We start from the raw sequence: 22566 nt of genomic DNA, 5'->3' as shown, positions 1-22566 counted from the left end.
TAAATAATGTGTAAATGAGGAAGATCATTCACATTGATATGGATTGCTTTTACGCGGCGGTGGAAGTGAAGTTCCGCCCGGAGCTCAAGGGGAAAGCCTTGGGCATTGGCGGTCCACCCAACACCCGAAGCGTTTTAACGACGGCAAGCTATGAAGCACGCAAGTATGGCGTGCGATCAGCAATGCCGTCTTCGCAAGCGGTTCGTTTGTGTCCTCATCTGATTTTGATCCCTCCTCATTTCGACTTATATAAAAATGAAAGCCGTAAAGTTCGCGAAATTCTTGAAAGATTCACGAACAAGATTGAGCCTTTGTCGCTTGATGAAGCTTATTTAGATGTCACCGACTGTCAGCTCTTTGGTGGCAGTGCGACCTTGATTGCGCAAGAAATCCGTCGACTTATTTTTACGGAGTTGAATCTGACGGCCTCTGCGGGAGTGGCTCCGAATAAGTTCTTAGCAAAGATCGCCAGCGATTGGAAAAAGCCGAACGGTCAATTTGTCATTCGACCTCAAGATGTTTCTGCTTTCGTGAAAGACCTGCCGGTAGAAAAGATTTTTGGTGTGGGGAAGGTGACGGCGCAGAAGATGCACGATCTGGGCTTGCACACCTGCGGTGACATCCAGAAATACACTGTATTAGAGCTTCACAACTGGTTTGGATCGCGCGCTCAAGAACTTTATGACTTTGCACGGGGCGAAGACAATCGCGCCGTCGTGACCGAATGGGAGCGAAAGTCTTTAACCGTTGAAGAAACTTTCAATCAAGATTTACAAAGCCTTGAAGAATGCCGCAGAGCCATTCCGACACTGTACGAAGATTTCTTGCGTCGGCTTGAAAAAGGACAATATGAAGACCGCATTCGTGGCTTCGTGGTGAAATTGAAATTCTATGACTTTAAACAAACCACACATGAAGAAGTCGCAAGGTCGGTTCCTACGAAAGAAGACTTTGAACGTCTTTTAGAAAAAGCCTGGCTTCGTCGAAGTGTCCCTGTTCGCTTAGTGGGCTTAGGCGTGCGTTTGGGATCACAGAAGAAACCTTCAGAGAATGGTGACTCGCCGCAACTGAAGTTCGCGATTTAATTTATAATACTTACCAACTGGTGACACTTTTTTTGGCACTCTCGTTGCTCTATTGGTCCACGGCTTAAAGCCGGTGTCATTGAGACATCGGTAAAAGAAAGGACCACTATGAAGAAGATTATTTTATCAGGGCTTCTTATCACCACTCTATTTTGTAATACAGGCTGTGACTCTTCGGATATTGCAGCAGGAGCTATCGGCGTTGCCATCGGCATTGGCATTGGCTCCAGCCATGATGGCCATCATCACCATCATGATCGTCGTCCTCCACGTTATCGTCAATGCGGACGACATCGTTGTTGGAGCGCCGAAGTTCCAGGCTTGGTTGAAGCAAATCCAGATGTGGTGGCATTCGCTCAGCGACACCAAATCAAACTCGAAACTGCGGAACAAATTAAAGCAGCTTTTGACAAAGTTCCAACTCAAGGATTAGCGGCATTTGAGGCTATTGGTTTGAACGAAAAAGCGATCAAGTCTATTTCAAATCGCAGCCTGCCAAAAACAGAAACAATCAAAGCTGTGGCTTTGAAACTGGATATGTCTGAAGCACAAGCGCGCGATCTTATGAAAGAAGTTGTGGCGGACTTTGATGCCGAAGCTTCCGATGTGCAAAGTGCCTACTGGCAATCTTGCATGGCTAAAGGAAAATGGAAAACTCCACAAAACATGTATTGCAAAAAAACGTTCTGGAATGGTTGCAGCCCTGAAACCGGCGCGACTCTTTGTATGTAATAAGAAATTTCAGGAAGGGCTTTACGTCCGCCCTTCCTGAAGTGTCGAAAGCCAAGTTTACCTTCGTAGATAAGTCTTCTATAAAAGTTCCATGAGTGTTTTGCTGTTGGGACAATCTCTTTTTTATTTAATCACGGGGCTTTGGCCCATTCTTCACTATCCTAGTTTTGCAAAAATCACCGGTCCAAAAACGGACGTATGGCTTCTGTGTATTGTAGGTTGGTTTATCACGATTATTGGTGTTGTTTTACTGGCGGCCTATTTCCTCAACGAAGTTTCTACAAGTCTTTTTATTTTGGGTGCCGGCGCACCTCTGATGTTGGCTGGTGCAGACATCTATTATGTCTCTAAAAAAGTGATATCGAAAGTTTATCTTTATGATGCCGTTGTCGAGATTGTCATTGTTGACGCTTGGCTCGTCATGGGGTTTGCGGGGAAGGTGACTTCTCCACTTCATTAGTGATCCAGAGCCGGACCACTCGGGGTTTTCTTCGGATCTGATGGAGTGTTTTCCGCGTAATTTTTTTCTACGACTTCTGGGAGTGCTTCAATATAAAGTGATTGCCCTGGTAAGGCCAAACGCACATTTTGTGACTGAAGTTTTTCTTGAATTCCCCATAATATATTTTGTTTGATGTCCATGTGCGCATTGAAGTCCGGGGTCTGCACCCAATACACGAACTCAAACTCAACGGATGAAGATCCCAAAGCATCAAGATGGCTTCTTTCTAACTCGATGTCCTTTTGTCGCTTCACGATTTCAGAAATCCATCCCGGTATTTGTCGAATAACGGGAAGGGGCGTTGTGTGGGGAACACTAAAGCGCAAGGGCACGCGTCTTTTCCACATGCGTTTGAAGTTTTGAATACGACTGTCTAAAAGATCTCGATTGGAAAAAACCAGCTCTTCTCCAGACAAGCTTCTTACGCGGGTGGTTTTAATTCCGATATTTTCAACCGTTCCCATTTGCGGTCCAACGGTGATGAAGTCGCCGACCTCAAAAGGTTTATCAAGCACAATTGAAAGTGATGCGAACATATCGCCCAAAATATTCTGGGCGGCGAGGGCTACAGCGATACCACCTACGCCTAAGCCCGCAAGCAATGCTCCAATATTCACACCCAGGTTGCTTAAACTGATAAGCACCAGAGCCACAATCAACGTGCCTTGCAAGACCGTCGTGATGATACCCATCGCCGAAACAGTGCTCGAATTTGTGCCCGTCTTTTTTTTAAGATAATTGTCGCGCCAACGATGGATTGCAAATAATCCCCAAAGAGCTATCTGAAATGCCGTTGCAAAAACTAACAAAGCTTTTCCTAAGGCAAGCACTCGGTCATCTGCATTCATGGCATGAAGAATCGGAACGAAAATCCAAACAAAAATAAACCATGATTTCGTCGACGTCAGACAGGCGGCTAAGATGTCATCAAGCTGACGTGATGTGCGCGAAGTTATATAAGTCAATCGGGGAGCTATGGCTTTTAGAATAGCTTTGATGACCAAGGTTCCTAAGATGGCACCAATAAGTGCAAAGACCCAAGGCCAAGGACCTCCGGCAGCTGCAACGACTTGCAAATCATGCATCATCTTTGAGTTCTGAAAATCCTCAAACATCCAAATTCCTTTCACGCCACGAGACCTGTTTATTGCAAAATAGATTTGGAATTTGTTCAATTCTGCCGGGCCGAATGTGGGGAAAGTCAGGACAAAACTACAAAATCGCCCCGACCTCATTGTTTGCTGACAGTGTGGGGTCGAAATTCATTTTTCATAGTGGCAAACTGTCTTTGTAACGACTGAAGGAAGAAGGTAATTATGGTCAGCTTAACCGTCGTGATATTATTTTTTGCAATGGTTTTCGCCGGCATATACTTCGTCTATAAAATGAATAGAACTGAAGCATTACACCATCGACCTCACAGCCGTAGACCGCCAAAAACTCAAAGATGATTTTACCTGAATCAATGAGCGAAGCAGATTTCTTGGAATAAGTATTTAGGAAAAGAAATTTCGGCGGCAAAAAAGAGGAGCTTGAAACGCTCCTCTTTTTTTATTTGGAATTAGAATTCTTTTTTCCACTCATCTTCTTTGAAGCCCACAAGATGAGTTTCACTAGAAATAACAAAAGGTCTTTTTACAAGTTTACCATTTTCAGAAAGAAGTTTGATGGCTTCAGCTTCCGTCATATTCGGAAGCTTTTCGCTCAACTTCATTTCTTTGTACATAACACCTGAAGTGTTAAAAAGATTACGGATGCTGCCACCGCGCTCTTTCAAGGCGGAAAGCATTTCTTTAAGCTCTTTTTGTGAAGGAGCTTTATCCACTATCGGAAGCTTTTCGTATTTTACTTTTTTCGCGTCTAAAAACTTAAGTGCCTTCACGCACGTTGAGCACTTCGCGTATTCGTAAACCTTAAGCATTGCTCTTCACCAACCAACCGCACATTTTATAAAGAATGCGGGCACCGACGTTTCCATCCCATTCCACTTCGTGCTCTTCCAAGCCGCCCGTGGAAACCTCATTCAAGTCAAAAGCGATGATCTTGCGGCCAGAAGCGTGTACTTCGCGGAACAAAAAGAACACTTGATCCACACTCAAGCCACCCGGAACTGGAGTTCCCGTGTGAGGGCAGAAGGCTGGATCCAAGCCGTCGATATCGAAAGAGATATAAACGTTTTGTGGAAGTTCTTTAATAATGTCCTTGCAAACTTGTTCCCAGGTTTCGCCTTTCAGCATGCGACGTTTTAGTTCCAAGTCATAGAATGTCTTGATGTCTTCACGTGAATTGCTGAAGTCGTATTCTTCTTCGCAGAAATCACGGATGCCAACTTGAACCAACTTTTTTGGTTTCTTCGCGTCTGTCATCACGTTGTACATGATCGAAGCGTGAGATTGTTTAAAGCCTTGATAGGCTTTTCTAAGATCCGCGTGCGCATCAATGTGCAAAACACCGAAGTCGCCTTTGAATTTATCGCTCACCGCACGGATGGCTCCAAGAGGCGTGGAGTGGTCGCCTCCCACCAGGCCTAAAAGTTTTCCTTTTTTCAGAACGTCAGAACATTGGTCGTAAACCCATTGCGACATCTCTTCGCAGGCTTCGTTTACTTGCGCTGCCAAAGAGTTCATTTTCTTTTCGTCTTCACTCAAGTTTGTGCGCATTTCGATAAGTTCTTGGGCGACGGCTTTGAATTTGTCATTCATCGCGCAAAGATCTTCGGGGAAGTCGCGCATGTGGTAACCGACCTCATAAGCTTTGCCGACTTCGATGTCGAAAAGATCGATCTGTTCGCTGGCTTGACGGATGATCTGAGGACCGCGTGAAGCACCCTCACCGTAAGAAGTTGTGACCTCCCAGGGAACCGGAACTAGAACGACTTTGGACTCTTCTTCTGTCATAGGAATACCGAAGATTCCAAACTCTGCAGAAATGGTTGTGGTAGGATCGAATTTCACCGTCTTATCAGACATTTATTTACTCCTTGAGAATGGACAGCTTTATAGCATTTAAGCATAGCGTCAATCGAGCAATAACTTGATTATTTTTCTCGCATAACCGATTTTAACCGCACTTTGGGAAGTACGTAAATTCCCTACGAAATTCTTTGGAGGAATCACAATGAATATGAAGGGTCTCCTAGCTCTTATTTTGAGTTCAGCTTTGACAGCACCCGCTTTTGCAGCAGCACCCAATGCTAAAGCACCAAAAGGCGGAAATTTCGTTTTTAACCTTGGCGGCGAGCCTCCAACGGTTCACCCGATCACAGCTACTGACGCTTACTCACGTTACGTACAAAACTACGTGTGTGATGGTATGGCGACTCGTGACTCTGAGACATACGACTGGAAACCTCGTTTGGCTGAGAAGTGGGACATCTCCAAAGACAATAAAGTATTCACTTTCCACCTTCGCAAAGACGCTGTTTTTCACGACGGCACTCCGGTTACTGCTGACGACGTGAAGTTTTCTTTCGACGCTATCTTTGAACCAAAGTATGAAGCGGCTCACTTGCGCCCTTACTACGAAGGTTTGACGAAAGCGGAAGTTATCGACGCGCACACAATCCGTTTCACGGCGCGTGATCTTTACTTCAACAATTTCGAATCTGCAGCGACATTGACTGTGATCCCTAAGAAGATCTACAGCGATATCGAAAAATCTAAAAAAATGAACCGCCAACTTATCTGCGCGGGTCCTTACGTGCTTTCTAAGTTTGACCGTGGCCAAGTTATCACTTTGAAAAAATTTGATAAATGGTATGGCAACAAAGATGCAGCTTACGCTGGTATGTACAACTTCGACACAATCACTATGCGCTTCTACAAAGATGAAAACGTAGAACTTGAGCGCGCGAAAAAAGGTGAGTTGGATTACCTTGATCTACGTGTTGAAGCCTTCATGAAGAAAACAGAAGGTGCTCCTTGGGGCAAAACAATCATCAAGCACAAAGTTGAAAACAGTGCTCCTAAATCTTACGGCTTCATCGGCTGGAACTTCCGCAAAGAGTTGTTCCAAGACAGAAACGTGCGTGTGGCTTTGGCTCACTTGTTGAACCGTGAAGAGATGAATAAAAAGTTCCGTTACGGCATGTCTGATCTTGCTAACGGTGCGATCTACTTGCGTTCTGAATACAACCCAGGCAACAAAGCTCTAGAGTTCAATCCGAAGAAAGCTCAGGAACTTTTGGCTAAAGCTGGCTGGACTGATAAAGACAAAAACGGCGTTCTAGAAAAAGAAGTGAACGGCAAGCGTTCTGAATTCAAATTCACTTTGATCTACCCATCAAAAGACACTGAAAAATACTACACTATGTATCGTGAAGACTTGAAAAAAGCCGGCATCGATATGGAGTTGAAATATCTTGAGTGGAACTCATTCTTGAAGCTTGTTGACGAAGGCAACTTCGACGCTGTGACAATGGCGTGGGGTGGCGGTTCTGTAGATCCAGATCCAAAACAAATCTGGCACTCTGCGAGCTCTGTAGCGGGTGGATCTAACTTCATCGCTTACAAAAACCCAGAAGTAGACAAATTGATCGACGAAGCTCGTGTTGAGCCGAATAAGGCTAAACGTGTAGCGGCTTTGAAAAAGGTTTACGCTAAAATCGCTGAAGATGCTCCATACGCGTTCCTATTCAACGATAAATACGCTTTCTATGCTAACTCATCTCGCATGGGCATGCCTGCAGAGACATTCAAATATGAGATCGGTAGAGATTACTGGTGGTTGAAGGCTCAATAGTCTTCACCCAGGCGCCGACATATTAATTTTTTTTCCAGAAGGCGTACATTGTACGCCTTCTTTCTTGCGCCTCACTAAAAATAGTATTACAGCGTAACTATCTTTTCTCATCGTAAAAGTATTGTGGGAGTAGGGCTTTGATCGTTTACCTGATTCGCCGATTGTTATTGATGATTCCGACGTTTTTCGGGATTACCGTAGTCACCTTTGTGTTGATTAACTTAGCTCCTGGAAGCCCCATCGAGCAGAAGCTTCAAGCCATTCGTTTCGGCGCTGCCGGCGGTGGTGGAGGCGGCGGCGGGGGTAGCATCAATACCCGCGGCGACACCTCGGTTAACGAAGAGGTTATTGAGGCTCTTAAAAAGCAATACGGTTTTGATAAACCCCTTCATGTTCGTTACTTCATCTGGCTAAAAAACCTCACTCGTCTTGATTTCGGTGAAAGTTTTACTTACCAAGAGCCCGTCATCGACGTTATCAAAAGTAAATTCCCGGTTTCCCTGCAGTTCGGTATCGCCTCTCTGATTTTAACCTATTTAGTCTGTATCCCGTTAGGGGTGCGAAAGGCCATCAAGGCCGGAGCTTCCTTTGACCGGGTGACGACGATCTTGCTGAACCTGACGTATTCGATTCCTCCGCTGGTATTGGGTATCTTCTTGATCGTTGTATTCGCGGGTAAACTGAATATGTTCCCTATCGGTGGTATTCAGTCCGACGACTATGAGTCTTTAACGACCATGGGTAAATTGTGGGACCGTGTTCACCACTTCGTTCTTCCTTTGATCTGTTACATGATCGGTGGTTTCACAGAGCTTTCAGTTCTTATGCGTAACTCGATGTTGGATATCATTAAATCTGACTTCGTTCGTACGGCACGCGCGAAAGGTCTTTCTGAAAACATCGTTATTTTTAAACATGCGCTTCGTAATGCTTTGATCCCTATCGCGACAGGTTTGGGTGGTTTCTTCGGAGCCTTCCTTGCGGGCTCGCTGATCATCGAGCAGATGTTTAACTTGGACGGTATCGGTCTTCTTGGATATCAATCTGTTCTTTCACGTGATTATAACGTGATCATGGGATTGACGTTCATTTCATCGTTACTTTTGATGTTTGGCCGCGTATTCAGCGACATCATCTATGTTCTTATCGACCCAAGGATTGACTTCAAATGATGGATCCAATTCAGAAATATCTTATTAAGAATGAACTTACGCTTAAACGCTACAAGCGCTTTAAGCGCGATCGCACTGCGGTGATCTCTGTTTGGATCCTATTGACGATGTTCTTCTTTAGCTTCACGGCAGAGCTTTGGGCGAACAACCGTCCTCACATCGTGAGCTATCACGGTAAACTTTATTTCCCACTTTTCGTAGACTACCATCCAACTGATTTCGGTCGTGACGATATCTATGTTATGGATTACCGCCAGCTTGAAATGAAAGAGGGCGACTGGTCTGTATGGCCGATCATTCAGTGGGATCCGTACGAAAGTAACAAAACAGTAGATACTTATCCGTCTCCTCCAACTTCTACAAACTGGATTGGGACGGATGAAAGTGGTCGTGACGTGATGACTCGTCTTCTTTACGGGTTCCGTTACACGATGCTTTTTGCTATCGGAAGCTGGATTGCGACTTACGCGATCGGTATCACGTTGGGTTCTTTGATGGGTTACTTGGGTGGTAAAACAGACTTGGTTGGTCAACGTATCGTAGAGATCGTAGAAAGTACGCCGATCCTTTTCGTTTTGATTACGATCATTTCAATCTTCACCCCAAGCTTGCCATTGCTGATCATCTTCTTTGCGTTGTTCAGCTGGACAGGAATTTCCGCTTACATGCGTGCGCAATTCCTTTCGCTAAGAAAGCGTGAGTACGTTGAAGCCGCAAGAGCGATCGGTGCAGATCACAAACGTATTATCGGTAAACATATTCTTCCGAATGGTTTAACTCCGATCGTAACCTTCGCTCCGTTCTTTATCGCCGGTGGCGTAAACACTTTGTCTTTCCTAGATTACTTGGGATTGGGACTTGTTCCTCCAACACCAAGCTGGGGTGAGTTGATGGCCCAAGCGCAAAAATGGTTCACCATCGCCGAGTGGCTAGTATGGGGACCGATGGTCGCGATCGTTCTAACACTGACGGTCCTGATCAACATCGGCCTCGCAGTCCGCGACGCCTTCGACTCGAAAATGTAAGTTCAAATTTTAAAATTAGTGAAGGCTCCGGAAACGGGGCCTTTTGTTTTTCTAGGCCTTGAAATGCAAAAAAATGCCAGGATGGCATTTTTTCGCGTAGCCCGAAGGGTTATGCGCAGGAAGCGCATAACAACAGCGAACTTTGCTTTCGCCAAGTTCGCTGTTGTTGGATCTCCTATCCGAATCATAGGAGGTGTCCGATGCGTAAGCCAACCTATTTACGTCGGCGTATTTTGGAAATTACTAAAGCTGTTTTAGTAATTGTCCTGATGATATTAGCGATCATTAGTAAGATTTAGTTTTTTCTGAAGTCACTCCAACGTGTACACGGTCCAAGGACTAGTGACTGGAGGACCGTCAAACTGGATAGAGTATTTGACATGGAAGAGCTTGGCGAAGGCGCCTAAAACAAAAAGCCCGGTTTGGTAACCGGGCTTTTTTTATTTTCACTATTCGGCTTCTTCTAGATATGTGTAACCGGAGAGGCCTTCTTCGTAGTGCTTGATCAGAAGTTTGGCTTCTTGTTTTGTGATCGAGCCTTTTTGGATGCTTTCTTCAGTAGCTTGACGAACATTGTCCACCATTTCAGAGCGGCCGTACTGAACGTAAGAAAGAACTTCCGTTACCGTGTCGCCTGGTACGTAGTGATCAATTGTGTAGCCTACACCGTTCAAAGAAATATGAACTGCATCGGTGTCGCCGAACAAGTTATGAAGATCGCCCAGGATCTCTTGGTAAGCTCCGGTCAGGAACACGCCCAAGTAGTACTGTTGACCGTCTGTGAATTGGTGCAGACGAACAGTGTCCTTCGGAGTTCCTGATTCTGTGTCGATGAATTTTTCAATCACACCGTCAGAGTCGCAAGTCAAATCCGCAAGAGTAGTTTCACGAGAAGGTTCTTCGCCCAAACGGTGAATTGGGATCACTGGGAACAACTGACCTACTGCCCAAGAATCTGGAACCGATTGGAAAACCGAGAAGTTTGAGAAATAAGTATCGCAAAGTTCTTTAGAAAGAGCCGCGATAATGTCTTCTGTGTCAGAAACTGTTTTCGCCAGCTTCACCATCTTCGTAGCGATAGCGAAGTACATGCTTTCACACCAAGCGCGTTGTTCTAAAGACAAGACGCCGTAAGTGAATAGCTGCAAAGTCTCTTGCTTAGCTTGTTCTAAGTCATTGAAACATTCGTTGATATTGTCCTTGTTCACCTTTTCAAAGATGTACTGCATGTCTTGCATGATCGAAGGATCTGCTTTTGTTGCCGGACGAGGCGGCTCGTGACGGTGAAGATCGTTCACGCCCAAAACGTTGAAAACGAGAACCGAGTGATGGGCCACCAAGAAGCGGCCAGACTCTGTCACGATGTTTGGATGTGGAATGCCTTTTTCATCACAAAGAGTTTGCAGAACAGACACGATGTCGTTCGCATACTCTTGTTCAGAATAGTTCACAGAGCTGTCAGAGTGGCCAGAGCCGTCGTAGTCGATACCAAGACCGCCACCGACGTCGATGTATTTAAGGCCTGCACCCATTTTGTAAAGCTCAGTATAGAAACGCGCGCCCTCTTTCAAAGAAGATTTGATAGATTGGATCGCTGGAACTTGAGAGCCGATGTGGTAGTGAAGAAGCTCAAGGCAATCAAGCATGCCTTCGTTTTTCAAGTACTCAACGCCTTCAACGATTTCAACTGCCGTCAAACCGAACTTAGAGCGAGCGCCTGAAGAGTCTACCCATTTACCCGCACCTTGGGTGTTCAGCTTCGCGCGGAAACCGATTTTTGGACGAGCGTTGAACTTCTTCGCTGTGTCCACGATCATTTTCAATTCTTCTTTACGGTCAACAACGATGATCGTGTTGCGGCCCAATTTTTGAGAAAGAATTGCGGTTTCGATGTATTCGAAGTCTTTAAAGCCGTTGCAGATGATCAAGGCATTTTCCGTGTTCATCAAAGCAAGAACGACAAGAAGTTCTGGCTTAGAACCGCACTCAAGACCCATAGAAAAGCCACGGCCGTATTTCACCAGCTCTTGCACCAAGTGACGTTGTTGGTTCACCTTAATCGGGTAAACGCCACGGTATTGGCCTTTGTAACCATGGTCCGCGAAAGCTTTTTGGAAGCAACCGTTCAAAAGCTCTACGCGAGATTTAATAATTTCTGGAAAACGAATCATGATAGGAACGCGAATACCGCGGTCCAAAAGATCCTGAGTAAGTTCGAACAAGTCTACAGAAGGTCCACTTGCTCCCATTGGAGTAACAGAGACATTGCCTGCTCCATTGATTCTGAAATAACCATTGCCCCAGTTATTAATCCCATAAAGCTCAGCGCTCTTCTCAGGACTCCAATTAGACATCTCTTTTGGCCCTCACTCTTCTTTCTTTTACGAAAGAGGTTATATTTTCTAGCGGGGCCGTAAAGATTTTTTTTGAAAATCTGGTCCTTTTCGGGCGCCCGCGAGGCACCCGCAAAGGTGCCAGTTTATTTCACGATCAAATTTAAAATTCTGCCGGCTTTATAAATCACTTTGTCAGGATTTTTTCCAGCTAAAACTGCAGACACTCCGGCCACGGCTTTCGCCGCCGCTAAAGCTTCGTCTTCTGAAGCCGTCGGGCTTACTTCGATCGTGCCGCGCATTTTTCCATTCACTTGCACGCCGATAGTCACAGTGTCGTCAGCGACGAGGGTACTATCATATTTTGGCCATGGAGCCAAAGAGCAAAGTCCTTCTCCGCCCATTTTTTCCCACAATTCTTCCGCCAAATGGGGAGCGAAAGGAGCCAAGATTTGCACCAGCGGTTTTAGAGCCTCTTCCGAGCGGCACTCGGCCTTATAAAGCTCGTTCACCAAGATCATCATGGCGCTGATCGCTGTGTTAAAGCTCATGCTTTCGATGTCTTCTGTGACTTTCTTGATCGTTTTATGAACTAATTTCTTAATGTCGTCAGGAGCGGCATCTTTTGTAGCCACATATTGGCCTTCATCACTGACCACCAAGCGGCTGATGCGATCCAAGAAACGCTTCACACCGTCAATACCCGTTGGCGCCCAAGGTTTATCTTTGTCGACCGGGCCCATGAAGCTGATAAATGTTCTCATTGCGTCGGCGCCATGGCTTTTTGCAATCGTGTCAGGAGAAATCACGTTTCCACGAGATTTCGACATTTTTTCGCCATCAGGTCCCAAGATCATTCCTTGGTGAAGAAGCTTTTGGAAAGGCTCATCATGAGTGACAAGACCGCAGTCAAAAAGAACCTTCATCCAGAAACGGGAGTAAAGAAGATGACCGACTGTGTGCTCAGGTCCGCCGACGTAAAGATCTACTGGCATCCAGTATTTCTCTGCCTCCGCGCTGAATGGCGCTTGATCATTTTTAGGGTCGATATAACGCAAGAAATACCAAGAAGAACCTGCGGCACCTGGCATAGTGTCGGTTTCGCGTTTTCCTTCTTTGCCATCGCGAGAATAACGAACCCATTCAGCATTGCGAGCTAGTGGAGCCTCACCCGTGTCAGCAGGTTCATAATCGGCCACCTCTGGAAGAATCACTGGAAGTTCGTTTACAGGAACTCCGCGAGAGCCATCCGCGAAGTGAACAATCGGGAACGGCTCACCCCAGTAGCGTTGGCGACTGAAGAGCCAGTCACGTAATTTGTATTGAACTTCGCGCACGCCTAATTTTTTGCTTTCAAGGTGAGAAAGCATTTTTTTAATCGCTTCAGCTTTAGTCAGGCCGTTAAGGAAATCTGAATTCACCAAAGTGCCATCGCCTTCAAATGGCAAGGTGTCGCCACCTTCCAGAACGCGCTTCACTGGCAAATTAAATTTTGTCGCGAATTCAAAATCGCGAGCATCATGACCCGGAACCGCCATGATAGCGCCCGTGCCGTAGTCCAAAAGTACATAGTCCGCGATCCACACCGGAATTTTTTCACCTGTAATTGGATGAAGAGCGTAAGCGCCGGTGAAAACTCCCGTCTTATCTGTTGTAGCTTTGCGTTCTACTTCAGACTTGCGAGAAGTCGCTTCAACATAAGCTTCTACCGAAGATTTTTCCGCAGCCGTCGTGATTTTTTTCACTAGCTCATGTTCTGGAGCCATGACCATGAAGCTAACGCCGAACAATGTATCTGGGCGAGTTGTGAAGACTTCAAAAGATTCCGAAGTACCGTCCACTTTGAAAGTGATACGTGCGCCTTCGCTTTTGCCGATCCAGTTGCGTTGCGCTTCTTTGGTTCTTTCGGGCCAGTCTACTTTGTCTAAATCGTTCAAAAGACGTTCAGCATAGTCTGTGATTTTAAGCATCCACTGTTTCATCGGAACGCGAATGACAGGATGTCCACCACGCTCGGACTTGCCATCGATAACTTCGTCGTTCGCCAAAACTGTTTTCAAAGCCGGGCACCAATTCACAGGAACTTCTTTTTGGTAAGCCAGGCCGCGTTCGTAAAGTTTTAAGAAAATAAATTGGGTCCACTTGTAGTAGCTTGGTTCGCATGTGGAAATCTCGCGGCTCCAATCAAAGCTAAACCCGTAAGACTGAAGCGTGTTGCGGAAGCTTTCGATGGCTTTTTGAGTTGTGATGGCCGGATGGATTCCAGTCTGGATGGCATATTGCTCTGCCGGTAATCCGAAAGCGTCGTAGCCCATAGGGTGAAGAACGTTAAAGCCGTTCACACGTTTGTAGCGTGAAACGATATCGCCGGGGGTGTAGGAAGCCATATGACCGATGTGCAATCCCGAGCCTGATGGGTAGGGGAACATATCCAGAGCATAGTATTTTGGTTTCTTGCTATTTGACTCAGCTTGAAACGCTTTTTGCTCGGCCCATTTTTTTTGCCATTTCGATTCAATTTCGGAGAAGTTCAAACTCATAACGGACATCCTTACAAACGTTTAAGTACTTCGTTTAGTCCTATCCAAAAACACCCTCAAATTCAACGTATATGCAGTCGCAAACGAGTCTGTTTTGCAAAACGCCGTTCCACAGTCTGGCCCAAGATTTAGGTCCAGCCCAGACCTCGTCGATGGATCAGAATTTTCCTTAATCAAATCTCGAAATTAACCGATGAGTGAGGCAGACGTTACACTGGTATGTAGATGAGTTTTGAAAACAGCTCCAAACAACCTAAAAGTCGCCGCATTCTAGTAATCGACGACGATAAAGACAGCTTAGAGATTCTTTTAGAGCCTCTGAGATGGGAAGGCTATGACGCTCGCGGTGTCACCACCGAAAAAGAGGCGCACAACCTTATCGAGTCTTGGATTCCTCAGGTTGTCATCCTGGACTGGATGGCTCCGTCCATGGCGGGCTTGCGAGTTCTAAAAACCATCCGTGAAAGACTGAACCACGTTTCTTGTGTGTTCGTTTCTGAAAATTCCAGCACCGAGGCTATCATCGAAGCTCTAGATTCAGGTGCGGACGATTACATTGTAAAACCTTTTGTTCCTCTTGAATTATTGGCTCGCATCCGTACGCAATTGCGTATTCGCGATTTGCACGAACAACTTCTTTACGCCAACGAAAAGCTGAAAGAGCTTGTTGATACTGACGACTTAACAGGTCTGTATAATATGCGTTCGCTTTATCAGCGTTTGGATTTCGAGATGGAGCGTGGCCGTCGTTTCCACCGTGACGTCTGTGTTGTCATGATGGATATGGATTATTTCAAAACTGTGAATGACGGACATGATCACTTGTTCGGAAGTTATGTTCTTTCGGAAGTGGGTAAAATCATTCGCGCTAACACTCGCAATATTGATATTCCAGCTCGCTACGGTGGAGATGAATTCTTGGTTGTTTTGACGGAAACCAATCACGAAGGCGCTATGTACTTCTGTGAACGTTTGCGTGAGAACATTCAGAAGACGACTTTCCGTAACGGAGAGGACTCAATCAAGTTAACGGCTTCTGTGGGCTTTGCCATCACCATCCCGGGTGAAAATATCAGTGCCCGCGAACTGGTTCGCCGTGCCGACCATGCGCTTTATGATGCGAAACGTGGCGGTCGGAATATGGTTTGTTATTACAAGCCAGAACAGGCTCCCGTGGTGGAACTCAAGTCTGCCGCGCAAAAACGCCGAAAAGCAGCAGGTTAGTCATTGACGAACTAAGAGGGATCAACGAAAACCCTCTATATGGCGTCAGATATTCTTTCAGACTCAGCAAATAAAATTAGAAACCGGGCCGCATGGATTTCTGCCATTGCGAGTTTTTTGATTTTTGCTTTGAAGATGGGCGCCTATCGTATCACGGGCTCCACGGCGGTTTTGTCTGATGCTCTTGAAAGCATTGTAAATGTCGTGGCCTCGCTCGTGGCCTTGTACGTCGTTCGTTTTGCTGCGCAACCTGCCGATCATGAACATCCTTATGGACACGGGAAAGCAGAGTCTTTTAGTTCGGCCTTTGAAGGTGGTTTGATCTTTTTCGCGGCCTTGATGATTATTTTCGAAAGTATCAAGGCACTGATCTATCGCGAGCCCACTCAACAATTAGAAATTGGATTGTTGGTAGTGGCTGTTGCGGCTCTTCTTAATTTAGGTTTGGGGTTGTATTTAAAACACATCGGAAAAACCCATCATTCCGATGCACTGAAGGCAAGTGGCGCGCATGTCATTTCTGACGTCTTGACGACGGCTGGTGTGATGGTCGGATTGGGATTGGTTTTGCTGACGGATATTCAGTGGATCGATCCTGTCGTTGCCATCTTAGTCGGACTGCAACTGGCTTATTCCGGTTACAAAATTGTGCGTGAGTCCCTCGGTGTTTTGATGGATGAGCAAGATGAAGAAATCCTGGAAGATCTCACGGGGGTTCTTGCGAAATGTCGCGAGCCCGGAGTGATTGATATTCATCACTTACGCATCATTCGCTCGGGACGCTTTCATCACGTTGATGCCCACATGGTCATCCCGGAATATTGGGATATCGTGAAGGCACACGACCTGATTCACCGCTATGAATCTTGTGTGGTGGCGGCTTATAAGTTTGATGGAGAGCTCGCTTTTCACTTGGACCCGTGTAAAAAATCCTACTGCAAAGCGTGCGATGTATTGACGTGCCCTATTCGACAGCAACCCTATGAGAGTTTGCGTCCCTTCACAGTGAAAAGCTTGACCGACGGCCCTCGTCCGACTAATCAGAGGGCCTATGACAATCCCGGTTCCACGTAGACGAATCAATATCACTAAAGATTTACCAAACCAAAACGCGTATACCTTGGCGTTAAATGGTGAGTATGCTCACGTAGCGTTTGACGAGCTTCGCGCTCCACTCAATAAAGGCAAATGGCGTTCGGATGTTTTCAAAGCCGATGCGGCCTTGCCTATGGATGTTGAAGTCGGTACGGGGAATGGAACTTACTTTGCTCATCATGCAAAAACCCATTCACAGCGTTTGCTTGTAGGACTAGAGCTTAAGTATAAACCTTTGATTCAAACCATCCGTCGTGCGGTGACTGATGGCTGTAAAAACGCGGCGATTGCTCGCTATCACGCTTTCAACATCGAAGAGCTTTTCACTGAAGGTGAGATCGACAACGTTTACATCCACTTCCCAGATCCTTGGACTTCACCGAAGAAACCTAAGAATCGTTTTGTTTGTAAGCAGAACTTGGATATTTTGCACCGCTTGCAGAAGCCGGGTTCCTTCATCAACTTCAAAACGGACTCTTTAGTCTATTTCTTGTGGGCGATGGATGAAATCCGTCAGTCTTCTTATAAGATTATTTTTGAAACTCAGGATTTGCACAATTCCGAAATGAAAGATCAGAACTTCGAAACAGCTTTCGAAAAAATCTTCCTGCGCGAAGGCATTAAAATCAACTTCGTGCGCCTACAAAAAGTTTAGTTACTTAAAGAATAGCGGAACCACTTCAATCGCGATCAGCACAATGATGATGATCTCTAAAAGTTGGTTCCGTTTTTCGTTGGCTTCACCAACAAAAAGTCGCGACACTTGCGCCAAGTTTGAAAGCTTTTGGTCGACACTGTCCTTCCAGTCCTTAAAGCGCAGTCTTTGCGAGGCCGCTCGGAAGATTTTCGCCAAATAGAAATCCCCGACCACTTTCATAGTATTCTCAACGCTTTCAACGGTGTCTGAGATGTCGAGATAAATCTGAGCCGCTTCTCGTGATAAACGCGAATAGTGATTCTGAAAAATGCTGAAACGTTTTTTCTCTAAAGAAGAATACAAGTAAGTCAGTCTTTCATCCAAAAGATCGTCGTAATAGCGCATTTCCAGCAACTGGCAAAGAGAGAATTCGATAACGTCGATAATGTCCGTTGAACCCGAAGGCTCAATGATTAAAGCCGAATTCCAATCGATAACGGCCAGATCATCTTGGCTGTATTGAAAAGTGCTGTCTAAAATCGTCTTTTTAATTTGTTCCGACAAAGTTTCGTTGTTTTCAGAAAGAATCAAACGAAAGACATCGTAACGATTAAAGACTTCCATTGCGTTTTTTTCGCAACCTTCGAGGCTTTGGAAGAAGTAGCACGCATAGTCTTCGTAAGTTTCCCAGTTCACTGTGGAGACCGGACGACCTAATCCGGTAACGATCTGCTCTACACGTTTCTTCGCTAGATCGTGAAGGTTCGAGTCATTTTCTAGAAAGTTACCTAACGCAATTAAGCGATCCCAAGTTAATCCCTTTGGAAGAACGAAGGACATTGTCATAGAGACTGCACCAAAGTGCCAGATCTTCGCGGTCACTTCTAAATCTAGCGGATGACCTAAAGCACTGTATTTGGAATTTTCAATCACCAGTGAAAGGGGAGGTTGATTGATAATCATCGCTTTGGATGAACGGTTCAAACGGAAACGTTGGGCAGATGAAGACATCTCGAAGTGGCGTTGCACACCTTCAAGGTTCACGTCTTTTCCGATATCAAATACGCGATAGATATGAATACGTCCGTTCATATAAATAGGCTATCGCGGCCAAGAGAACGTGTCAGTTGTTCAATTTGTAACTCAAGGTCCTGCGTCAAACAGCAGTTTGATCATGTTGGGTAAAAATCCGTTTATAATATTTTATAACGACGGAGGTAGATATGAAGCTCCTACTAGGGCTGATCCTTTCGGCACTTGTGTTAACGGCCGTAGTCGACACCGTTTTTGCTGCGATTCCTCCCGAACGTGATTCTGCGCAGTTCATAGCACCCAGCGAATCAATGACAGTTCTTCGAGGGAACGTGTCTTTGTGTAATACCGAACGACCTCACGGTGGTAAGAAAGGTCTTTCTTATATTCAACTGGGTCGGGGACAGTGTGCCGCTCAAGTGGCCACACCTGTCGGATGGGATCGACCTGAAGAAGAAGCGACATCCCCCGGAATTCCGTTTGAGGGAAAGGGTCTTTAGGCGTTTAAACTGTTAGTGAGAGCCGGTTTCATCGTAACGAACTACCACAGCATCTAAAGAACCGTTTGAAGTGGGCGCTTTTCCAACTATTAAAATTCCGCCGTCTTCAAGTGAATCAACAGATTTGAATTCCAAAAAAGCATCATCTACAAGATAACCCGCATTCGCAAAAGTGGTGTCCAAGTTTCCTGCGGTTGTTAGTCGTATAACAACGCCTTTCACGTAGTCTTCAGAGCCCACTAAAACCCAACGGTTTTCAGAGTCTTTCATTATGGAAGTAAGTAAATATGTATCAGGCACGGCGATTTCCAAGGATCCACCGACCCCCCAACTTGTATCTAACACTCCGTCTTTATCCATTTTAAGAATAAACTTTTTCTCTCCGTCATAGGTGGCGTAAAAAAGCGAAATATTTTGAGCCGAGTCTAAGTGTATCGACATATACTGATTCTCGGAATCAATGGCATAGGTGGTGTAACCTAATGTGTTGAACGATGTGTCCAAAGTGCCGTCACTTAGAAAGCGAAGAACGTAAGCATCGCTCCCGGTATTTCCTGCAACCAACAGACGACCATTTACGAAGCGGGCTGCAAGAGGCCAAACCTCCATCGCCGTAATAAGTTCTCCGCCGGTTCCAAAAGTGTTATCTAAAATTCCGGCGCTCGTAAATTTCGTGATGACTAACTTATCAACATCGGGACCATCCCAAAGCTGGCTTACAATGAAAAGGTTTCCGCTAGAATCGACGGCCGGGATTCCTAAGCTGCTGGCTGTCGGGTTGGGAAGACTTGCTATTCCTGTCCCGTTAAAGGAAGTGTCTAGAACTCCGGCCGTTGTGATTTTCAAAATACGGTTTTCAGAAGTCACTGTCGACTCGTTGCCGACGAGAAGGCTGACGTAGTATCCGCCGTCAGGTGCTTCGATAAGTTTTGCTTCCTCTATGAATTCGAAACTTCCGCCATAGTAACTAAAGTGTCCTTGCACGCCAAAAGCAGTGTCTACAACGCCGTTACGCTGTTTTGATATAAACGCCGCCCGTCCCCGAAACATAGTTCCCAAGATGTAGAGATCATCGTCTTTTTTTAGGGACTGTTTGATCTCTTCATTGGAAGGTATGAGGACGCTCGGTCTTAATAGACCCGAAGAGGCAAAAGCATTATCCGGACTTCCATTGGGCAAAAGTTTTAACATAAACATGCTGGAGGAGGTGTCTGCGCTAAAGCTATTGCCGTAAAGATAGATGTTGTTTGACCCATCGACAAACAGGTCGGAAGCTACTTTTGTGATGGCCGTATTTTCTAATTTCATATCGTCGCGAAACACGATTCCGCCTGTTCCAAATGCGGGATCAAATGTTCCATTTGAAAGAATTTTGCCGACGCGTAAATACATATAGTCGGCATCAGTGTCGCTTCCGACGACAATAAGATTTTCGTCAGTCGTGAGGGCAATGTGATCTGTATAGCCAAAATCGTTGCCTAAGTTTAAAGCTCCGGCGGTACCAAAAGAATTGTCTTTGGTGCCGTCGCTGTTAAAGGCAATAACGTATTTTCCGAAAGTGCCACGTCCCAAACCATAAATTCTGCTATCGTCCGCTTTGAGAGTAACGGCATAAAATCTGTCAAAGTTTGCTGTATTAAAAAAATCCGTTAAGATTCCATCTCCCGCAAAAGAAATATCCAAAGTGCCATTTACGTTGTAGCGCACGATCGAATAATAGTTCTTTCCACTGTAGTTAGCGCCGCCGACACAGATTAATTTTTGATCGCTTTGCAGTGTACAGTCTTGAAGGTCGTCACCGGATGAAGAGCTTATATCTGTTTGAACCAGTCCGCCTGATCCGTAACTGGTGTCTACGGTGCCGTCAGTCAGATATCGAGCTATCAAGAAATCCCTAGGACTGGAGTTCGTTTCACCAGCGATGTAAATCCGTTCTGACGAATCAACACCAATCCAACGTGGTGTCATACTTGACGGAGTCAGCGCCAACTTTAATATTTCTCCGTTATTAAAATTTGCGATGCGGACACCTTGATTATCAAGTTTTTGAAGGGCAACGGATGTCGAGTTGGTCGCGGAATCGTAATAGTAGCCCACTTGAAGAATGTGGTTCCGTGAAGAATTCAAAGTTGAAGAGACGGATCGAAAGAAACTTGTTTCGATCTGTGAGGCGCCGGAGGCAAGGGCAGCGGAGGCACCTTGCGTAGTCATTTTTTGTACATAAGAGTTGTCGATAGTGCTGGTGAAAACAAATTGCCCGTCGTTAGCAAAAAGAAGTTGTTGGGCGTTCGCGCGGCTTTCGGGATAATTGGCTCGCACATTAAATGAAGATGTCGCAGGGATAGTCGGAGAAATCACTGGTGGAGTCATCGAAGGCGAAGTTTGGGACGCCAAGCGAAGCATTTGGGCGTCTAAGGTACAGCCAGCCGTGATGAAGCCAAAGATGACAAAAACTAAAAGGTTCCAATTAGTCATAACCCTCCGAGAAGTCTTATGAATCCATCGGAGCATTTGCTCTGGGCCTAAATGAAAAACGGTAGATGAAGGCGGGTTTTTATGAAAGCTGCGTCTTGCTCTGATACGGCTGTTGTATGAAAACTGGAATTACCAATAAGTTGCGTCAATTGTGACGTCGCCAATCACTTGAGTTTGGCAGCTAATGCGAACATCTTTTGGCAGATCTTTAGACTCCCTTAAGAAGGCCTCCGTTTCGTTTTCCGGGGTCAAATTCTCTTTGCCTTCAACAATGATGATCTTGCACTTGGCGCAAACACCATCACCATCGCAACTTGAAGCGACGGGGAGGCCGGCTTCAAGAAGAGATTTCATCAGGTTTGCCCCCGAAGGAACCTCAAAGGCAGGACGATTTTTTTTAAACGAAATCAAAGGCATGGCTCATTGTAGCTGACGCAGTCCAAAACGTGCAAAGAAGTAATGAAAACAACCCTGTTTGTGGTAGCCTAGGGGCGTAAATTGGTCCCTATTTTGTGAGGTTTCTATGACTCAAGATACTAAAGTTGAAAATGTGATTATCATCGGCTCAGGCCCTGCAGGTTTGACAGCAGCTGTTTACACATCTCGTGCGAATTTAGAACCGTTAATGATCGAAGGCGAAGAAGCCGGTGGTCAGTTAATGACGACAACAGAAGTTGAAAACTTCCCTGGCTTTGAGCATGGAATCACGGGACCTGATCTCATCACGGTGATGAGAAAACAAGCCGAAAGATTTGGAACTCGTTTCATCACTCGCAATGTGACGAAAGTGGATTTCTCGCAACGTCCGTTCAAAGTTTGGATTGGTGACAAACTTCATTTGGCAAAATCAATCATCATCTCTACCGGCGCAAGTGCGAAGTACCTGGGTCTTCCTTCAGAAAGACAGTATTCAAACCGTGGTGTGTCCGCTTGTGCGACTTGTGACGGAGCTTTCTTCCGTAACCAAGAAATTGGTGTTGTTGGCGGTGGTGACACCGCGATGGAAGAAGCGACTTTCCTCACTCGTTTTGCTTCTAAAGTTTATGTGATCCATAGACGTGATCACTTCCGTGCTTCCAAAATCATGGCTGAGCGTGTGATGAAAAATCCAAAGATTGAAGTTCTTTGGAACACGGAAGTCACCGAAGTTATGGGCGATGGCAAAAGCATGACAAGCGCTAAGATCAGAGACGTCAACACGGGTGAAGTGAAGGATCTAGGTATTACGGGTCTATTCCTAGCCATTGGCCATAAGCCAAATACAGACCTTTTCAAAGGTATGTTGGATATGAATGAGACAGGGTATTTGATTACTCAGCCGAACACGACCTATACTAATATTCCAGGTGTCTTTGCGGCCGGAGACGTGCAAGATCACGTATACCGCCAAGCCATCACGGCAGCCGGTACAGGCTGTATGGCAGCTATTGATGCTGAAAGATGGTTAGAAGCTCAAGGTTCTCACTAAGGAATG

Annotated in this window: 19 protein-coding genes; 11 read left to right on the top strand and 8 right to left on the bottom strand. The window is 45.7% G+C overall.

The genetic code is table 11. The features are described from left to right. The first annotated feature begins 14 nt into the window (after positions 1-14). The 3 genes from dinB to AZI85_RS14940 all read left to right on the top strand — a co-directional run bounded on the left by dinB (position 15) and on the right by AZI85_RS14940 (position 2277). Complete coding sequence (gene dinB, locus AZI85_RS14950) at positions 15-1085, top strand: DNA polymerase IV (protein WP_063244825.1); 1071 nt, start codon at positions 15-17, stop codon at positions 1083-1085. A gap of 108 nt (positions 1086-1193) precedes the next feature. Beyond that, positions 1194-1817 carry a hypothetical protein gene (locus AZI85_RS17695; RefSeq protein ID WP_063206155.1) on the top strand — a complete coding sequence of 208 codons (624 nt, stop codon included), beginning with the start codon at positions 1194-1196 and terminating at the stop codon, positions 1815-1817. 91 nt (positions 1818-1908) lie between these two features. Continuing rightward, positions 1909-2277: a hypothetical protein gene (locus tag AZI85_RS14940; RefSeq protein WP_063244824.1), complete on the top strand. Its 369-nt coding sequence runs from the start codon at positions 1909-1911 to the stop codon at positions 2275-2277. Here the strand turns inward: AZI85_RS14940 and AZI85_RS14935 are convergent. The 3 genes from AZI85_RS14935 to AZI85_RS14925 form a co-directional block, all read right to left on the bottom strand. After that, positions 2274-3434 carry a mechanosensitive ion channel family protein gene (locus AZI85_RS14935; protein ID WP_063244823.1) on the bottom strand — a complete coding sequence of 387 codons (1161 nt, stop codon included), beginning with the start codon at positions 3432-3434 and terminating at the stop codon, positions 2274-2276. The two genes, AZI85_RS14940 and AZI85_RS14935, sit on opposite strands and share 4 nt — an antisense overlap. 446 nt (positions 3435-3880) lie before the next feature. Next, positions 3881-4240 (bottom strand): arsenate reductase family protein, encoded by a 360-nt coding sequence (locus tag AZI85_RS14930; RefSeq protein WP_063244822.1) that lies wholly within the window; start codon positions 4238-4240, stop codon positions 3881-3883. Beyond that, positions 4233-5288: an agmatinase family protein gene (locus tag AZI85_RS14925; protein ID WP_063244821.1), complete on the bottom strand. Its 1056-nt coding sequence runs from the start codon at positions 5286-5288 to the stop codon at positions 4233-4235. The genes AZI85_RS14930 and AZI85_RS14925 overlap by 8 nt, the downstream gene beginning before the upstream one ends. Positions 5289-5436: 148 nt before the next feature. Between AZI85_RS14925 and AZI85_RS14920 the strand changes: the two genes are divergently transcribed. The 3 genes from AZI85_RS14920 to AZI85_RS14910 all read left to right on the top strand — a co-directional run bounded on the left by AZI85_RS14920 (position 5437) and on the right by AZI85_RS14910 (position 9256). Beyond that, on the top strand, positions 5437-7059 hold the full coding sequence (locus AZI85_RS14920; RefSeq protein WP_063244820.1) for a peptide-binding protein: 1623 nt from the start codon (positions 5437-5439) through the stop codon (positions 7057-7059). A gap of 137 nt (positions 7060-7196) precedes the next feature. Beyond that, positions 7197-8231 (top strand): ABC transporter permease subunit, encoded by a 1035-nt coding sequence (locus AZI85_RS14915; protein ID WP_172795342.1) that lies wholly within the window; start codon positions 7197-7199, stop codon positions 8229-8231. Next, the gene (locus AZI85_RS14910; protein WP_253721021.1) at positions 8228-9256 is read left to right on the top strand and encodes an ABC transporter permease subunit; all 1029 of its coding nucleotides are present in this window, start codon (positions 8228-8230) and stop codon (positions 9254-9256) included. Before AZI85_RS14915 ends, AZI85_RS14910 begins: the two co-directional genes overlap by 4 nt. A gap of 449 nt (positions 9257-9705) precedes the next feature. On the opposite strand, the gene speA is transcribed toward AZI85_RS14910, so the two are convergent. Continuing rightward, the gene (gene speA, locus AZI85_RS14905; RefSeq protein WP_063206162.1) at positions 9706-11610 is read right to left on the bottom strand and encodes a biosynthetic arginine decarboxylase; all 1905 of its coding nucleotides are present in this window, start codon (positions 11608-11610) and stop codon (positions 9706-9708) included. 125 nt (positions 11611-11735) lie between these two features. Then, complete coding sequence (gene leuS, locus AZI85_RS14900) at positions 11736-14129, bottom strand: leucine--tRNA ligase (protein ID WP_063244819.1); 2394 nt, start codon at positions 14127-14129, stop codon at positions 11736-11738. Positions 14130-14354: 225 nt separating this feature from the next. Between leuS and AZI85_RS14895 the strand changes: the two genes are divergently transcribed. Genes AZI85_RS14895 through trmB form a run of 3 tightly spaced genes read left to right on the top strand, consistent with a single transcriptional unit; the run spans position 14355 to position 17103 of the window. Beyond that, positions 14355-15353, top strand: a complete 999-nt coding sequence (locus AZI85_RS14895) for a GGDEF domain-containing response regulator (RefSeq protein WP_063244818.1) — start codon at positions 14355-14357, stop codon at positions 15351-15353. 39 nt (positions 15354-15392) lie between these two features. Continuing rightward, complete coding sequence (locus tag AZI85_RS14890; RefSeq protein WP_063244817.1) at positions 15393-16427, top strand: cation diffusion facilitator family transporter; 1035 nt, start codon at positions 15393-15395, stop codon at positions 16425-16427. Beyond that, positions 16405-17103: a tRNA (guanosine(46)-N7)-methyltransferase TrmB gene (gene trmB, locus AZI85_RS14885; protein WP_253721020.1), complete on the top strand. Its 699-nt coding sequence runs from the start codon at positions 16405-16407 to the stop codon at positions 17101-17103. The genes AZI85_RS14890 and trmB overlap by 23 nt, the downstream gene beginning before the upstream one ends. Here the strand turns inward: trmB and AZI85_RS14880 are convergent, their stop codons facing one another. Beyond that, positions 17104-18177: a hypothetical protein gene (locus AZI85_RS14880; RefSeq protein ID WP_063244816.1), complete on the bottom strand. Its 1074-nt coding sequence runs from the start codon at positions 18175-18177 to the stop codon at positions 17104-17106. A gap of 131 nt (positions 18178-18308) precedes the next feature. On the opposite strand from AZI85_RS14880, the gene AZI85_RS14875 reads away from it, so the two are divergent. Beyond that, entirely contained in the window at positions 18309-18617 is a 309-nt protein-coding gene (locus tag AZI85_RS14875) for a hypothetical protein (RefSeq protein WP_063244815.1), read from the top strand. Positions 18618-18629: 12 nt separating this feature from the next. On the opposite strand, the gene AZI85_RS14870 is transcribed toward AZI85_RS14875, so the two are convergent. Together AZI85_RS14870 and AZI85_RS14865 are read right to left on the bottom strand one after the other, a co-directional pair. Continuing rightward, positions 18630-21092, bottom strand: coding sequence for a hypothetical protein (locus AZI85_RS14870; RefSeq protein ID WP_063244814.1), 2463 nt, complete (start codon positions 21090-21092; stop codon positions 18630-18632). 129 nt (positions 21093-21221) lie between these two features. Further along, positions 21222-21509, bottom strand: a complete 288-nt coding sequence (locus AZI85_RS14865) for a 2Fe-2S iron-sulfur cluster-binding protein (protein WP_063244813.1) — start codon at positions 21507-21509, stop codon at positions 21222-21224. Between the two features lie 106 nt (positions 21510-21615). On the opposite strand from AZI85_RS14865, the gene trxB reads away from it, so the two are divergent. After that, entirely contained in the window at positions 21616-22560 is a 945-nt protein-coding gene (trxB, locus tag AZI85_RS14860; RefSeq protein WP_063206169.1) for a thioredoxin-disulfide reductase, read from the top strand. Positions 22561-22566 lie beyond the last annotated feature (6 nt).

Source organism: Bdellovibrio bacteriovorus, assembly GCF_001592755.1.
Classification (GTDB): domain Bacteria; phylum Bdellovibrionota; class Bdellovibrionia; order Bdellovibrionales; family Bdellovibrionaceae; genus Bdellovibrio; species Bdellovibrio bacteriovorus_E.
Note: the sequence above shows the minus strand (reverse complement) of the source record. Positions and strands in the feature narration are given on the sequence as shown.

Coding starts and splice junctions, on each gene's coding strand:
- AZI85_RS14925 (WP_063244821.1), bottom strand. CDS start 5,288: ATGTCTGATAAGACGGTGAAATTCGATCCTACCACAACCATTTCTGCA.
- AZI85_RS14890 (WP_063244817.1), top strand. CDS start 15,393: ATGGCGTCAGATATTCTTTCAGACTCAGCAAATAAAATTAGAAACCGG.
- AZI85_RS14935 (WP_063244823.1), bottom strand. CDS start 3,434: ATGTTTGAGGATTTTCAGAACTCAAAGATGATGCATGATTTGCAAGTC.
- AZI85_RS14910 (WP_253721021.1), top strand. CDS start 8,228: ATGATGGATCCAATTCAGAAATATCTTATTAAGAATGAACTTACGCTT.
- AZI85_RS14895 (WP_063244818.1), top strand. CDS start 14,355: ATGAGTTTTGAAAACAGCTCCAAACAACCTAAAAGTCGCCGCATTCTA.
- AZI85_RS14880 (WP_063244816.1), bottom strand. CDS start 18,177: ATGAACGGACGTATTCATATCTATCGCGTATTTGATATCGGAAAAGAC.
- AZI85_RS14875 (WP_063244815.1), top strand. CDS start 18,309: ATGAAGCTCCTACTAGGGCTGATCCTTTCGGCACTTGTGTTAACGGCC.
- AZI85_RS17695 (WP_063206155.1), top strand. CDS start 1,194: ATGAAGAAGATTATTTTATCAGGGCTTCTTATCACCACTCTATTTTGT.
- trmB (WP_253721020.1), top strand. CDS start 16,405: ATGACAATCCCGGTTCCACGTAGACGAATCAATATCACTAAAGATTTA.
- AZI85_RS14940 (WP_063244824.1), top strand. CDS start 1,909: ATGAGTGTTTTGCTGTTGGGACAATCTCTTTTTTATTTAATCACGGGG.
- dinB (WP_063244825.1), top strand. CDS start 15: ATGAGGAAGATCATTCACATTGATATGGATTGCTTTTACGCGGCGGTG.
- speA (WP_063206162.1), bottom strand. CDS start 11,610: ATGTCTAATTGGAGTCCTGAGAAGAGCGCTGAGCTTTATGGGATTAAT.
- AZI85_RS14930 (WP_063244822.1), bottom strand. CDS start 4,240: ATGCTTAAGGTTTACGAATACGCGAAGTGCTCAACGTGCGTGAAGGCA.
- trxB (WP_063206169.1), top strand. CDS start 21,616: ATGACTCAAGATACTAAAGTTGAAAATGTGATTATCATCGGCTCAGGC.
- AZI85_RS14865 (WP_063244813.1), bottom strand. CDS start 21,509: ATGCCTTTGATTTCGTTTAAAAAAAATCGTCCTGCCTTTGAGGTTCCT.
- AZI85_RS14920 (WP_063244820.1), top strand. CDS start 5,437: ATGAATATGAAGGGTCTCCTAGCTCTTATTTTGAGTTCAGCTTTGACA.
- AZI85_RS14870 (WP_063244814.1), bottom strand. CDS start 21,092: ATGACTAATTGGAACCTTTTAGTTTTTGTCATCTTTGGCTTCATCACG.
- leuS (WP_063244819.1), bottom strand. CDS start 14,129: ATGAGTTTGAACTTCTCCGAAATTGAATCGAAATGGCAAAAAAAATGG.